This is a genomic window from Vibrio sp. KMM 9700, assembly GCF_058545285.1.
The window spans coordinates 1,337,669-1,352,939 of sequence record NZ_CM178589.1; the positions used below are offsets into that span (position 1 = coordinate 1,337,669).

The following is a 15,271-nucleotide window of genomic DNA, read 5'->3' on the forward strand; positions in this document are numbered from 1 at the left end:
GTATCTGGGATCGCCAAAAAGGATAGCGACATGAAACTAAAAGTGCTCTTAATACTCGTGAGTATAGGGATTTGTATGACCTTGATCAGCCAACGTTTAATCGCCAGCGAATCAGATAACGGACTAATAGTTTTAACCAGTCCAATGGATTATCAAGCAACCAAGGATAAGCTCGAAAAGATATTAGAGGAGAAAGGATTAACTTTATTTGCCAAAGTTGAGCATGATAAAAATGCCGCAAAAGTTGATTTAACGCTTGCCCCAACCACAACTTATATTTTTGGTAACCCTAAGGTTGGGACACCTTTAATGCAATGCAATCAGAGCTTTGCGATTGATTTACCACAAAAAATATTAGTCGCTGAAGGTGCCGACCAAAAAGTCACTTTAACTTATAATGACCCAAGCTATCTTGCCAAACGTCACAATTTAAAAGACTGCCAAGCAGCGGTTGATATGGTCACTAAAGCGCTTAAAGGGATCAGCGCAGCGGCAACAGCAAACTAACCGAATTTTTCTCAATGATTTGATAAGCGTAAATATAAAAAGAGGGGCAAATCTCCCCTCTTCGTTTTGCATGGTTTGCGCAAAGCTTATTCTGCGGAGGTATTCTTCATACCTGCAAGCACATAAACATCAAAACGGTTCTTCTTTGTCTCGATTGCCATACTTGGTCTTTTCAAATCTAAAAAATCAGCATAATCCGGACGCTTGACCACCACTCGCTTGGTCGCAAGTTTTAGCGCAGGTGCAAGCAGATCATCAGCGTCTGTATCAGCGCCGACCAAGGACTGAAACACACGCATTTCTTTTTTCACCAAAGCCGTTTTCTTTTTATTTTCAGGGTGTGGGTACATAGGATCTAAATACACCACATCTGGCGCTGAAAATTCACGGTTGTGCGCAAGTTTGGTTAGAACATCAGGATCTAGCGCATCATGACTCGATGCATGTAAAAGCTGCATACGCTCGCTCACCCAAGCGCCAATTTCAGGATCTTGCTTAGCGCGGTGTAAACCGTCATCAAGCAAAGCGGCCACTACAGGATGACGCTCAAGCATAGATACCTTACAACCAAGCGATGCCAGCACAAAAGCATCGCGCCCAAGCCCTGCCGTGCCATCCAGCACATGTGGCGTTGCGCCTTTATTTAAACCGACCGCTTTAGCAATCGCCTGGCCTTTACCACCACCAAATTTGCGTCGATGCGCGACAGCGCCGGCAACAAAATCAACAAAAATAGCGCCTAATTTTGGCTCATCATTTTTACGTAGTTCAAGGTGTGTTTGAGTTAAGCACAAGCTAAAAAGTGAGGATTGGTCATGAACAAGTTGCCAACGGCTTGCTATGTCGGCTAATTTGCTATGATCGTCTGGGTTTTCAGATATTAAATTAATCTTCACTTTTATTCCTTGGGGTGATTTGGTTTAGCTTATGCTCAAGAACTGATAAGATTATACTAAATCAGCTCCAGATAAAAAACTAACGAGTGAAATATGAATCAACCCCTGTCTCGCCTTGATGATCTTGACCGCGCTATTTTAAAAACACTGGTTCAAGATGCCAAAATTCCTTATGCTGAAATAGCTAAAACGCAAAAGGTTAGTCCTGCGACGATTCATGTTCGTGTTGAGAAAATGCGCGCATCTGGGGTGATCCAAGGGACAAAAGTCGTGGTCGATGAAAAAAAGCTTGGTTATGATGTCTGCTGTTTTATTGGGATTAACCTCAAAGCGGCGCGCGATTATCACACCGCTATCGAGAAGCTCAGCGCCTTGGATGAAGTCGTAGAAGCTTATTACACCACAGGCGCCTATAATATTTTCGTCAAACTCATGTGCCGCAATATTGAAGAATTGCAATATGTACTGATTGATAAGCTTCAGTCCATCGATGAAGTACAATCCACTGAGACTTTGATTTCACTGCAAAATCCAATTCATCGCCATGTGAAACCTTAAATGCTAGTCCTGAAAACCTTTCACCAGCGGCTTTGCTTTATTGTAACAACTCGGCAAGCGCGGGCATAAGTTCCCTCGGGTGCAAATAAGCCTAGCTTGCGACTCAACACCACGCTCGATCCACTTTATATTCAACAACTTAGCTGTCGCCGTTAATATTTTACGAATATGATATGGGATGGTAGCTTGACCCCCTTTTTGCACACAAATTTGTTGTAATTCGGTGGCAATTTTTAATGCATCGATACCTTGCGCAGTTAACGCAGGATTAAGATCAAGCCCTGCACATAAAACATGGGGATTCCCTGCCATATCTTGCACTTTAATCGACTCACAGCAATAAATATGTGGTTCGCCCTCTTGCTCCAAAACTGAAATTTGCGCCACGCTATTATTCTGCGGCGCTTTAATCATGCGAAACACCGACCAATGCTGACAAGGATCTTCAACCATTTTCATGTTTCCCCAAGGCAGTGGGATCCCATTTCCACGATACACAGCTTTGAGCTTACCCGGGTAATAAGCATCAAAATAATGCCAATGTGGGTAAGAAGAAACAGCCGTCATCCGCCGCATCACCACAGACTCAGATACATCAATTAAGCGGGCGACACTAATTTCATAGCCATGACGGTCAAGCAATTGACGAAACGGCACTTTTGGACAAAGCAATGCACCGGCAAAAAATGAACATTCAAAATCGCGCCAAGCTTGTAAAATATCCGCAGCATTTAAGCGGCTCATTTCATGATTTGTTCTGATCTTATGCTTTAAACTCACGATATTGCGGTTATCTGAGGCGATGACGTTCTTTTCACCATCACTGTTATGTAAAACCTTGTGTCCAATATGCACAGCTAAATCATATTTTAATTTCTCAGGTTTAGCTTTTAAGGCAAGGTTAATTCGAATCACGCCAGGCGACTCAGCATAAGAGCGCACTAAATGCTTTGAATGAACCTGCGTATGATCCACTACATCTTGCGCATCTTCTTCAAACCAAAGGATTTTAATACCCACATCGTGAGCAATTTCGATTAAATCCTCAACCGATAGCGGCATCCGCTTTTTTCCTACCCGTTCGGCCGCCTTTTCAAGATCAGGAAAATGATTTTGCGCTTGCTCTTGATATGCACGAATCAAAATATGTGCAAATTGATAACCCGACGTCCCAGTCTGAGCGAGAATTTCAGGGATCGCACTTTGTAAAATATCGTTTGAAAATAAAAAGTTAGGCTCTAGTGCAACCCCACTCACACCACCTTTATTACCTTTATCTGGAACAATATCCTCAACTTCTTTGGCTGCATCTAAAAACCAATGTACCGGCTTTTGAAATACACCAGCAATCACTTCAAGCATGCTTTCACTTGGTACGCGTTTGCCCCGCTCAATCATTGAGAGGTATGACACCGAAGGTGCATCTTGGGCTGAAACCTTAATACAGCGCGCCGAAAGATCTTCCAAAGTTAAGCCGTGACGCTTACGTAAGTTACGGATTTTTGTACCTAAAAAATGGGCTTGCCGTGCATGGCTATTCGTCTGCTTATTCATAAGGCGATTCACTCATTTTGTGAAATTTACAATGTGAAATTCTCTTTGTGAAATTCTAGACAAAAATTCACTAGTCTTTAGACAAAGGAAGCGAAAAGCTCAGTTGTTAAGCTTATTCCTCAGCAGACTTCACACTTTGTGAGTTAAATTTCTCGAAATTCCAACAAGATACGCTGCAAACGCACAAGTCGTATCCATGAGGCAGACAGATGAATACAAATTTAAACTATATCCAAACCGAAACTATACGACCGTCATCAAGCATTCTTGATTTTAGTGCCAAATTTCTTGATGAAGAATTTCCCTTGATGCAAGGCTCGCACCAAGATGTTATGAGTTACCGCGTGTACTTTAATCAGCTGCTTGCTTGTTTTAACGATGGCACTCAAAGCGGCTTGGCTCAACCAAAACAATTAATTGAGCACAGCCATCCGGATTGCGATCTCACCTATATGATTTTAAAAAGCGCAACTCATCATGTTGAAATTCAGATGAGTCATAAGCAAGGCGAGCATCAATTGACGATGAAGCATCTTGATTAAAAAATTTAAATCCAAAACTTTCGTGAACCATAACTTAAATCTAAACCCAAGCAGTTGATATATAGGGCATAACAAGGAAGATAAGACTATGCAGCCACAAAACTTAAATACCTACAAATCAGAATTAAAACAAGCAGAACAAAGCGTCAAAAATCAAGCGACTTGGCAGCAAATTGTGCCGGATTATGTCACCAAAATGCGCCTGCAAAACCGCTTTTCGACTGGGCTTGAAATTGCACGCTATACGGCGAAGATCATGCGTCAAGATATGGCAAGTTATGACCAAGATCCAAGCCAATACACTCAATCTTTAGGCTGTTGGCATGGATTTATCGCCCAACAAAAAATGATTTCGATTAAGAAACACTTTGCCGATACCAAGGGTCGCTACCTCTATCTTTCTGGCTGGATGGTTGCCGCAATGCGCTCTGAATTTGGCCCTTTGCCTGACCAATCTATGCATGAAAAAACCAGTGTGCCAAAATTAATCGAAGAGATTTATACCTTTTTAAAACAGGCGGATGCGCGTGAGCTAAACCATTTAATGCAAGATTATGACAAGGCAAAGCAAGCTGGCGATGAACTCCAATCCCAAGCAATCTTAAAACAAATCGACAATTTTCAGACTCATGTAGTACCAATTATTGCGGATATCGACGCAGGTTTTGGTAATGAAGAAGCAACTTACCTGCTGGCGAAAAAAATGATTGAAGCCGGTGCATGCTGCATTCAGATCGAAAACCAAGTGTCAGATGCGAAACAATGTGGACACCAAGATGGTAAGGTTACGGTTCCACATGAAGACTTTTTAGCGAAAATTAATGCCGTTCGCTACGCATTCCTCGAACTTGGGGTTGAAGATGGCGTCATAGTGGCTCGAACCGACTCACTCGGCGCCGGCCTTACGCAAAAAATACCGGTTTCACAACAAAGTGGTGATTTAGCTGAGCAATATAATAGCTTTCTTGATGGCGAGGAAGTCACCTCTTTTGAGCAAGTCAGTACAGGTGAGCTTTTAATTAAACAAGCAAATGGAATGCTTAAACCCAAACGCTTAGCCAATGGTTTGTTTGCCTTTAAACCTAACACAGGTGAAGATCGCGTCGTGCTTGATTGCATCACTTCACTGCAAAACGGCGCAGATTTACTTTGGATCGAAACAGAAAAGCCACATATAGGCCAAATTGCAGGAATGGTGAAACGTATTCGTGAAGCCGTGCCCAATGCAAAGCTTGTGTATAACAATAGTCCATCTTTTAACTGGACTTTGAATTTCCGTCAGCAAGTGTTTGATACATGGCAAGCTCAAGGCAAAGATGTCACCGCATATGAACGAGAGAAGCTAATGAGCCCTGTTTATGATGGCAGTTCACTGGCACTTGAAGCAGATGAAAAAATTCAAAGCTTCCAAAAAGATGCGGCAAGAGAAGCGGGAATTTTCCATCACTTGATCACCTTGCCAACCTATCATACGGCGGCGCTTTCCACTGATAATTTAGCCAAGGATTATTTTGGTGAGCAAGGCATGTTGGCCTATGTGAAGAATATTCAGCGTGAAGAAATTCGCCAAGGGCTGGCTTGTGTGAAACACCAAGACATGTCGGGCTCAAACCTTGGGGATGCGCATAAAGAGTTTTTCTCAGGTGAACAAGCGCTTAAAGCATCGGGCGAAAAGAACACCATGAACCAATTCTCTTAAAGGTATAGCTCGCAACATCATTTTATTATCTCAGTGCAAACAAAAGGCCCTAGCCGTATATCAGTATACAACTAGGGCCTTGTTATTCAGACAGCACGATTAAACTGCTAACTAAGAGAGATTAAGCAGCAATCCCAGCATGACGCAACAAGGCATCAATTTGTGGCTCACGGCCTCTAAAGCGTTTAAATAGCTCCATTGGCTCGACACTGCCACCCATCTCTAGGATGTTTTCAAGGAAGCTTGCGCCCGTTTCTGGGTTAAAGATGCCTTCTTCTTCAAAACGAGAGAAAGCATCACTTGAAAGCACTTCTGCCCATAGGTAGCTGTAATAACCTGCGCTATAACCACCAGCAAAAATATGACTAAAGCCATGCGAGAAACGGTTCCACTCAAGGCTTGGCAGAACAGCAACTTTCGCTTTCACCTCAGCAAGTGTTTCAAGCACTTTTGGCCCAACATCAGGATCATATTGGCTATGTAAGGTGAAATCGAACAATCCAAACTCAAGCTGACGTAAGATAAACATCGCAGATTGGAAGTTTTTCGCCGCTAGCATTTTATCTAACATAGCTTTTGGCAGCGGTTCACCTGTTTCATAGTGACCAGAAATAAAGGCAAGCGCCTCTTCTTCCCAACACCAGTTTTCTAAGAACTGACTAGGCAGCTCGACTGCATCCCAAGCCACACCATTAATGCCTGAAACATCAGAGACTTCCACTTGAGTTAACATGTGGTGGATACCATGACCGAACTCATGGAACAAGGTTGTGACTTCATTATGAGTAAACAATGCAGGCTTATCACCTACTGGCTTGTTAAAGTTACAGGTCAAATAAGCCACAGGCGTTTGCAACTCACCGCTTGCGGTTACGCGGCGAACGCGACACTCGTCCATCCATGCGCCGCCACGTTTGTGTTCACGCGCATATAAGTCAAGATAGAAGCCACCACGTAACTCACCTTTAGGATCAAAAATTTCATAATATTTGACGCTTTCATGCCAAACATCGACGCCTTGCTTTTCTTTAACCGTCATGCCAAAGACACGCGAAAGCACTTCAAATAAGCCTGAAATAACGCGATCTTCAGGGAAATAAGGGCGAAGCTCTTCATCAGAGATTTGGAATAATTTTTGTTTTTGTTTCTCGCTATAATAAGCAATATCCCAGAGATTTAGCTCCTCAACACCAAACTCAGCTTTCACAAAAGCTTTCAGCTCTTGAACTTCTTTCTCGCCTTGAGGTTTTGCTTTTTTCGCCAAATCATTTAAGAAAGTCATCACTTGATCAGGCGTTTGCGCCATTTTGGTCGCCAGTGACTTTTCCGCATAAGAGTTAAAGCCAAGCAAACGTGCGATTTCATGGCGTAGTTTCAACTCTTCATTGATGATTTCAGTGTTATCCCACTTGCCTGCATTCGGACCACGATCGGATGCGCGCGTGTTATAAGCTTCATACATTTCACGACGCAATTCGCTGTTATCTGCATACGTCATCACAGGGATATAAGACGGCATTTCAAGGGTTAACAACCAACCATCAAGCTCTTTCGCCTCGGCGTTCGCTTTCGCGGCTGCCATTGCAGATTCTGGCAAGCCAGCAAGTTCAGATTCATCCGTTATGTGTTTGCTCCAACCCATGGTTGCATCCAGCACATTGTTTGAAAACTTAGAACCTAGCTCAGACAGGCGCTTGCTGATTTCACCATAACGTTTTTGATCCGCAGTTGGCAGGCCAATCCCTGAAAGCTCAAAGTCACGCAGTGCATTCGTAATCGCTTTTTGCTGCGCAGTATTTAAGCTCGCAAATTCGTCACTTTGCTTAATACTTTGATAAGCCTTGAATAAACCTTTATGTTGACCGACCCAAGTGCCATATTCAGATAAAAGCGGTAGACAAGCTTCATACGCTTCGCGCCATTCAGGGCTATTTTTAACTGAGTTGATATGTGAAACAGGTGAGAAAATACGGCTTAACTTATCGTCAGTTTCGGTAAGTGGCACACAGATGTTGTCCCATGAAGGTGCATCATTTGACTCTAAAACTTTCTCAACTTGCGCGCGGCAATCATTAATCGCTTGCTCAACAGCGGCTTGGATATGTTCTGCTTTAATTTCTGAAAACTTTGGCAGCTCGCTATGGCCCTTTTCTACAAAGCTTAGTAACGGGTTTGTCATGTTAATTCCTTTATGTGCTGTATCTACCTTTTATCTTACATATATTTTGGTTGATCTCAGTAATTTCAATAGATAAACCTAACTATTATTAGAATAGACATTTTTTACGATGAATTCTTTGAAGTTTTCGGTAAGATGGTCAGTAATATTTTTAAATTCTAATTCCTAGGATCCCAATGCTCAGTTATCGTCACAGCTTTCATGCAGGCAACCATGCCGATGTTATCAAACATATCGTCCAAAGTTTGATCTTAAACTCGCTCAAACAAAAAGATAAACCTTTCATCTATCATGACACACATTCAGGTGTGGGTCGCTATGACTTAACGCATGAATGGTCTGAGAAAACGGGCGAATTCAAGCAAGGGATCGCTAAGATCTGGCAGCAAGACTTTGATAAAAAAGAGATCACTGAAGATCTTGAAAGCTACTTTGACTCAATCGCTGCGCTTAACCAAGATGATGAGCTGCGTTATTACCCAGGTTCACCACGAGTTGCACGCCACCATATCCGCAGCCAAGACCGCATGGTATTAACTGAGCTTCATCCAAGTGACTTCCCACTGCTTGAGCAAGAGTTTCATCGTGATCGCCAAGTGCGGATGTTACAAAAAGATGGGTTTGAGCACTTAAAAGCGACTTTACCACCCAAAGAGCGTCGCGGTTTAGTTCTCATTGACCCACCGTATGAACTTGCGCGTGAATACAAAGATGTGGTGCGTGCGATAGCGCAAAGCTATAAACGTTGGGCGACTGGGATTTATGCCATTTGGTATCCTGTCGTCTATCGTGAAAATATCGATATGATGATCAAAGGTTTAGAAGATTTAGGCATACGCAAAATCCTACAACTTGAGCTTGGAGTAAGCCCTGACTCAGATGAGCGCGGCATGACAGCATCAGGCATGATAGTGATCAACCCTCCATGGACACTTGAGTCACAAATGCAAATGATTTTGCCTGAACTACAACAAAAAATAGCCCCTCAGACTGGGCATTTTTCGATTAACTGGGTTGTGCCTGAATAAACTTAGCCCCAGAATAAGAAGATTACTAACTGAAAAACACATTCAATCAAGAATGATGGAGAACATAATGGCAAAACATTTCGATTATATCTGTATTGGTGGTGGTAGTGGTGGTATCGCCTCTGCCAACCGCGCAGCTATGTATGGTGCAAAGGTTGCATTGATTGAAGCAAAAGATTTAGGCGGCACTTGTGTCAACGTGGGTTGTGTGCCAAAAAAAGTGATGTGGCATGGCGCCCAAGTTGCTGAAGCTATTCATCTTTATGCTAAAGATTATGGCTTTGATGTGGAGCAAAAAGGTTTCTCTTGGTCAAAATTAGTTGAAAGCCGCCAAGCATATATCGGCCGTATCCACGAGTCTTATGATCGCGTATTAGGGAACAATAAAGTTGAAGTGATCCGTGGCTTTGCAAAATTTGTGGATGCAAAAACTGTTGAAGTAAATGGTGAGCAGTATACAGCTGATCACATCACAATCGCTGTTGGTGGTCGTCCGACGATTCCAAATATTCCTGGCGCTGAATATGGCATAGATTCAAATGGTTTCTTTGAGCTAAATGAGCAGCCAAAACGTGTCGCAGTTGTGGGCGCAGGCTACATCGCGGTTGAAATTGCAGGTGTGCTGCATGCGCTTGGCACGAAGACAGATTTATTTGTGCGTAAAGAGTCACCACTGCGCAGCTTTGATCCTATGATCATCGATACGCTTGTGGAAGTGATGAACACTGAAGGACCAACCCTACATACTCACTCAGTGCCAAAACAAGTGACCAAGAACGCAGATGATAGCTTAACTCTTGAGCTTGAAAACGGCGAAAGCTACACAGTAGATTGCCTGATTTGGGCGATTGGTCGCCACCCAGCAACGGATGCAATTAACCTTGCAGCAACTGGCGTTGAGACTAATGAACGCGGCTATATTAAAGTTGATGAATACCAAGCAACCAATGTTGAAGGCATTTATTGTGTCGGTGACATTATGGAAGGTGGTGTTGAGCTCACCCCTGTTGCGGTGAAAGCAGGTCGTCAACTTTCAGAGCGTCTGTTTAATAACAAACCTGATGCGAAAATGGATTACTCTTGCATTCCAACAGTTGTGTTTAGCCACCCACCAATCGGCACGGTTGGCGTAACTGAGCAAGAAGCAATTGAGCAATATGGCGAAGAAAATGTGAAGGTTTATACATCTGGCTTTACTGCTATGTATACAGCTGTCACCGCGCACCGCCAACCTTGTAAGATGAAGCTTGTTTGCGCCGGCGCAGATGAAAAAGTTGTTGGTCTACACGGCATTGGCTTTACCGTTGATGAGATGATCCAAGGCTTTGCGGTCGCCATTAAGATGGGCGCAACCAAGGCTGACTTTGATGCGACGGTTGCGATTCACCCAACTGGCTCTGAAGAATTCGTAACAATGCGTTAAGTGATTGATTTTTAATCAAATAAAAAGCTCAGCCGGTTTTTCTGCTGAGCTTTTTTTATTTTTTCATCAAGCACATACAAAAATGCCACAACCCAATCGACATGGCTTGTGGCACTTATTATTCTTTTCCTCAAGGATGAGGCATCGGCTCTAAAGGATAACTTATAAGTTGATCCAAGTTAGGCTTGTCATCAACACAATCGTTGAAGTCACAGCAAATAATGTTAATACACTTGCTAACTCAACCAAAGTTTCTTTAAGCTTTGAATTAGTTTGTGGGAGAACATTTTCTGTGTTTAAGCTTGCTTGATTTTGCATAATTGACCTTCAATGATAATTCTTGCGACCTGTTTCACATATTAAAACACTGCAACGCTCAAAAAACAAGCACTCTGTAGTAAGTTTACAACTAATTTCGTTTGAATTTCAAATGAAATTGAACTATCAGTATGATTTAAATCAATTTAAAGCTGTCTAAAATGGCTATGAATTTATTTTAGATCGCAAATTAAAACATTACTCTATATACCCCTAAATAATTAAGTTATTTAAGCTCACAAATGTAATAAATTTACATTTTACTATCACATATAAAAAAAGCGACCAGAGGCCGCCTTCATATTTGAGTCAATAGTTATGACTGTAATTAGTAGTGATATGGAAACTTAGAGAAATCTTTTGGACGCTTCTCAAGGAAAGAATCTCGCCCTTCTTGCGCCTCATCCGTGCCATAAGCTAAACGCGTTGCTTCACCAGCAAAAATCTGCTGACCAACCATGCCATCATCAGTTAGGTTTAATCCAAACTTCATCATGCGCAGCGCCGTTGGTGATTTCTGGCAGATGATTTTACCCCATTCAAGGGCTTCTTTTTCAAGCTCAGCATGCGGCACAACTTTATTCACCATACCCATTTCAAACGCATCTTGTGCGCTATAATCTAATCCTAAGAAGAAGATTTCACGAGCTTTTTTCTGACCAACCATTTTGGCTAAATATGCTGAGCCATAACCAGAATCAAAACTTGCCACATCTAGGTCAGTTTGTTTAAACACAGCATGCTCTTTTGAAGCTAAAGTTAAATCACAGACAACATGCAAGGAGTGACCACCGCCAGCAGCCCAACCCGGCACAACAGCAATCACAGCTTTTGGCATAAAGCGAATTAAGCGTTGCACTTCAAGGATATGCAGGCGACCAAGTTTAGCTGGGTCAATTTGATCTTGTGGCATGCCTTCATATTTATAGCCATCACGTCCACGAATGCGCTGATCGCCACCGGAGCAAAATGCCCAACCGCCATCTTTTGCACTTGGTCCATTACCAGTGATGAGCACACAACCCACATCACTTGAGATGCGCGCATGTTCCAGTGCAGTATACAGCTCATCAACTGTTTTTGGGCGAAATGCGTTACGACACTCAGGGCGGTTAAACGCAATACGTACGACACCCGCCTCAACTGCGCGGTGATAAGTAATATCTTCAAATGCAAAGCCTTCCACTTCGCGCCAGTCTTCTGGGTTAAAAATATCTGAAACTTGATTGGTTTGACTCATCATTTGCCCTTTTATTGCTGGAATAAATATAATTTAGGTTTGGGGTAAGATTTTAGCACAAAATCAAAATGCTCATCTCACTTCAAAAATAGCTTTATTTAGCGCTATCCGCAGGAAACACCACGCCCGTTTGACGACGTACTTCTGTCAGCACTTTTGCCGTAGCCAGTGAACGTTGCTTGGCTTTTTCGCATAATTTTCCAGACTCAATCTGCTGGGCAAAATACAGCGCTTCATCAAGCATGGTATTCTCAGCTTGCTCTGCTTGATATGGCGTCGATTTTTCTTCACCACGCTTTTGAACCTCAATCCCTTCACATGCCGAGATATGGTGAATAGACATGCTGGCAGCTTCACCTTGAATTTCACTTGGCTGATGTGAGTCCGTGACTTTGGAATGCTGAATCGTCATACATAATTCAGGATAACCTTTAAAGCTTTGCAAGATCACGCAGCCATGTGCATCCACACCCGAATCAAGTAAGTAAGCACTTGCAATTATTTGTTCTGGTTCACCGAACAAGGCAACAGCAGAGGCTACTGCATAATAGCCAATATCCATAATTGAGCCATTTGAAAATGCAGGGTTAAATGTATTTGGATTCTCACCATCTAAATATTTTTGATAACGCGAAGAATACTGGCAATAACTAAAAGTAGCTTTGTGCAACTTACCAAGGCTTGGCAGATGCTCAGAGATAAGCTTAAAATTAGGTAAGTACTCACTCTTGTATGCTTCAAATAAAACCTTGCCCGACTCTTTGGCTACTTGATACATTTCTTCAGCTTCACGTAAGTTAGAGGCTATCGGCTTTTCACAAATCACATGTTTGCCCGCTTTTAGCATTTGAATGCTTTGCGGCGCATGCAATGAGTTTGGACTTGCGATATATACAGCGTCAAATGTATCTGAATCAGCCATTTCATTTAGATCGGTAAAAAAGACTGGCGATTGGCTCGTGTGAAATGGCGCGGCAAACTCTTGCGCAGATCCAAGTTTACGCGAATAAACAGCACTGAGGCTAAACTTGCTCGTTGCAAGCGCGGCTTCAACAAACTTATTTGAGATCCAATTGGTACCAATTACAGCTAAACGTATCATGATGAACTTCCTAGATGTTGGTTGAAATTTGCTTATGTTTAATCCCATAGAGCAAAGATTACTTGCACAGGGACGTGCAAGTCATAGCGACCATGGATGGCTAGAGCGTCTTTGCGGCATGGGATAAACATAAGCAAACCCACGGACACTGAATATAGCACATAAAAAAACCACCGCAGGACCCCCACAGTGGTTTTATTTCAAATATGACGAATAAACAAATTAACCCTTATACAACTTAGGATTGAACACATCACGTAACCAATCCCCAAGCAGGTTAATCACCAGCACGATCAAGACTAAAACAATCCCAGGGAAAGCCGTGATCCACCAAGAGCCAGAGAAAATATAGTTAAAGCCAATGCTGATTAAAGAGCCCAATGATGGTTTGTCTACCGGTAGACCTAAACCTAAGAAAGACAGCGCCGCTTCAGACATAATCGCATTCGCCACCTGCACAGTTGAAATAACCAAGATAGGTGACAAGCAGTTTGGCAGGATATGACGGAACATAATACGCAATGAACCAAAACCCATCACGCGAGAAGCCTCCACATATTCTTTCTTCTTCTCAGCCAATACAGATGCGCGAATCGTACGTGCATATTGCGGCCACTCCGCAACACCAATAATCACAATCAGCATCAATACGGCATATTGGCTATAAAACTCACTACCAAAGCTCGCTTTAAAAATTGCTGAGACAATGATCGCAACCATCATGGTTGAGAAAGACAATTGTACATCCGCAACACGCATCAAAAGGCTATCCAAGCGACCACCGAAGTAACCTGCTGTTAGACCAATGATGATCCCAAGGAAAAGCTGCACGGCTACTGCGCAAAAGCCAATCATCAAAGATAAGCGCGCACCATATAAAATGGTAGAAAAAATATCGCGTCCTTGGTCATCCGTACCAAGCCAAAATGCTGGGTCACCCTCGTCCATCCAAGATGGTGGCAACTCAGAGTTCATAATATCTATGCTTGCCAAGTCATAAGGGTTAGTTGGCGCAATCCAAGGTGCAAGCAAAGCCGTTAAAAAGAAAGCTAAGAAAACGGCAAAGCTAAACATCGCGACTTTATCGCGCTTAAAATAATATAAAAAGTCAGAATCTTTGAATCGTTTCCAAGCATTTGGCGTCATCGATTCTTGTGTAGATAGGTCTTGATTACTCATGATTACGCTCCTTTGCCTGTAATGTTCACGGTTGGGTTCACTAACCCATATAGAAGATCGACTATGGTGTTCGTCACCACAAAGATCAGACCGACAAAGATGACATAAGCAGTAATCAGTGGCGTATCCACACGGTTAATCGCTTCAAGGAACAAGAAGCCAGTTCCCGGCCACTGGAAAACTGTCTCGGTTAAAATCGTATAAGCAACCATGGTACCGATTTGCACCCCACCAACCGTAAGTACAGGTAACATGGTGTTCTTTAATGCATGCTGGTAATAAATTTTATTTAAATTCAGTCCTTTCGCTTTACAGAACTTGATGTATTCCGAGCCTAAAACCTCAAGCATCTCAGAGCGTACCAGACGAATGAAGAGTGGTAACATAATAGAAGCTAAGGCAATCGATGGCAGTACAAGGTGCGCGAGACCATCAATAGTAAATAAACCTGAATCCCACAAGCCAAAGACACTGACTGTCTCGCCGCGCCCATATGACGGTAGCCATTGCAGCTCAATCGAAAAGACATACATAAGCAAGATTGCGGTTAAGAATACGGGAATCGATATCCCGATACTACTCAAGCCCATAATCACTTTGGTCAGCACCCGTTTCGGATGAATCGCGGAATAAACCCCAAGTGGAATCGATAAGAAAACGATAATCAAAGATGCACCAAACACCAGCTCAAGGGTTGCAGGTAGCTTTTCCATGATCACATCAAGTGCTGGCTTTTTGAAGAAGTAAGAATCGCCAAGGTCCCCATGCACCGCAGCAACTAAAAATCTTTGGTATTTAATATGGAAAGGATCATTGAGACCCATTTCATCACGCAGTGCCTGACGCTCTGCATCAGATACGGACTGCCCCACCATTTCGCGTAATGGATCACCTAAATTATCTTGGATGGAGAATGCGACAAGACTTATCACAAACATCACAACGAGCGCTTGAAAGATGCGCTTAACGAGAAAGGTAAACATCTTAAATCCTTTTAAAAATGCTCATTTTTAGCAATTTCTTGCGTAATGAGCCGATTTCCTATT

The 15,271-nt window shown here is 42.7% G+C and carries 14 protein-coding genes; 6 read left to right on the plus strand and 8 right to left on the minus strand.

Annotated features, from left to right (window positions below):
• Positions 1-30 precede the first annotated feature (30 nt).
• Positions 31-507: a DUF302 domain-containing protein gene (locus AC2VOY_RS05960; protein ID WP_491830385.1), complete on the plus strand. Its 477-nt coding sequence runs from the start codon at positions 31-33 to the stop codon at positions 505-507.
• Between the two features lie 86 nt (positions 508-593).
• Here AC2VOY_RS05960 and AC2VOY_RS05965 read toward each other — a convergent pair whose 3' ends face one another.
• The gene (locus AC2VOY_RS05965; protein ID WP_491830387.1) at positions 594-1,403 is read right to left on the minus strand and encodes a class I SAM-dependent methyltransferase; all 810 of its coding nucleotides are present in this window, start codon (positions 1,401-1,403) and stop codon (positions 594-596) included.
• 93 nt (positions 1,404-1,496) lie between these two features.
• On the opposite strand from AC2VOY_RS05965, the gene asnC reads away from it, so the two are divergent.
• On the plus strand, positions 1,497-1,961 hold the full coding sequence (gene asnC, locus AC2VOY_RS05970; RefSeq protein ID WP_491830388.1) for a transcriptional regulator AsnC: 465 nt from the start codon (positions 1,497-1,499) through the stop codon (positions 1,959-1,961).
• 3 nt (positions 1,962-1,964) lie between these two features.
• On the opposite strand, the gene AC2VOY_RS05975 is transcribed toward asnC, so the two are convergent.
• Entirely contained in the window at positions 1,965-3,515 is a 1,551-nt protein-coding gene (locus AC2VOY_RS05975) for a DUF3612 domain-containing protein (RefSeq protein WP_491830389.1), read from the minus strand.
• 209 nt (positions 3,516-3,724) lie between these two features.
• Between AC2VOY_RS05975 and AC2VOY_RS05980 the strand changes: the two genes are divergently transcribed.
• Positions 3,725-4,057, plus strand: coding sequence for an aldolase/citrate lyase/malate synthase family protein (locus AC2VOY_RS05980; protein ID WP_491830390.1), 333 nt, complete (start codon positions 3,725-3,727; stop codon positions 4,055-4,057).
• 88 nt (positions 4,058-4,145) lie between these two features.
• Positions 4,146-5,756: an isocitrate lyase gene (locus AC2VOY_RS05985; protein WP_491830392.1), complete on the plus strand. Its 1,611-nt coding sequence runs from the start codon at positions 4,146-4,148 to the stop codon at positions 5,754-5,756.
• Positions 5,757-5,877: 121 nt separating this feature from the next.
• On the opposite strand, the gene prlC is transcribed toward AC2VOY_RS05985, so the two are convergent.
• Entirely contained in the window at positions 5,878-7,935 is a 2,058-nt protein-coding gene (gene prlC, locus AC2VOY_RS05990; protein WP_491830393.1) for an oligopeptidase A, read from the minus strand.
• Between the two features lie 176 nt (positions 7,936-8,111).
• Between prlC and AC2VOY_RS05995 the strand changes: the two genes are divergently transcribed.
• Together AC2VOY_RS05995 and gorA are read left to right on the plus strand one after the other, a co-directional pair.
• Positions 8,112-8,963: a 23S rRNA (adenine(2030)-N(6))-methyltransferase RlmJ gene (locus AC2VOY_RS05995; RefSeq protein ID WP_491830394.1), complete on the plus strand. Its 852-nt coding sequence runs from the start codon at positions 8,112-8,114 to the stop codon at positions 8,961-8,963.
• A 67-nt stretch (positions 8,964-9,030) separates the two neighbouring features.
• On the plus strand, positions 9,031-10,386 hold the full coding sequence (gene gorA, locus AC2VOY_RS06000; RefSeq protein ID WP_491830395.1) for a glutathione-disulfide reductase: 1,356 nt from the start codon (positions 9,031-9,033) through the stop codon (positions 10,384-10,386).
• A gap of 162 nt (positions 10,387-10,548) precedes the next feature.
• Here gorA and AC2VOY_RS06005 read toward each other — a convergent pair whose 3' ends face one another.
• The 5 genes from AC2VOY_RS06005 to AC2VOY_RS06025 form a co-directional block, all read right to left on the minus strand.
• The gene (locus AC2VOY_RS06005; RefSeq protein WP_491830396.1) at positions 10,549-10,704 is read right to left on the minus strand and encodes a hypothetical protein; all 156 of its coding nucleotides are present in this window, start codon (positions 10,702-10,704) and stop codon (positions 10,549-10,551) included.
• Between the two features lie 328 nt (positions 10,705-11,032).
• Complete coding sequence (locus AC2VOY_RS06010) at positions 11,033-11,944, minus strand: 1,4-dihydroxy-2-naphthoyl-CoA synthase (RefSeq protein WP_491830397.1); 912 nt, start codon at positions 11,942-11,944, stop codon at positions 11,033-11,035.
• Positions 11,945-12,038: 94 nt separating this feature from the next.
• On the minus strand, positions 12,039-13,046 hold the full coding sequence (locus tag AC2VOY_RS06015; protein ID WP_491830399.1) for a Gfo/Idh/MocA family protein: 1,008 nt from the start codon (positions 13,044-13,046) through the stop codon (positions 12,039-12,041).
• A 222-nt stretch (positions 13,047-13,268) separates the two neighbouring features.
• A complete protein-coding gene (locus AC2VOY_RS06020) occupies positions 13,269-14,225 on the minus strand; it encodes an ABC transporter permease (RefSeq protein WP_491830400.1) in 957 nt (318 codons plus the stop codon).
• A gap of 2 nt (positions 14,226-14,227) precedes the next feature.
• Positions 14,228-15,208 (minus strand): ABC transporter permease, encoded by a 981-nt coding sequence (locus AC2VOY_RS06025; RefSeq protein ID WP_491830402.1) that lies wholly within the window; start codon positions 15,206-15,208, stop codon positions 14,228-14,230.
• Between the last annotated feature and the right edge of the window lie 63 nt (positions 15,209-15,271).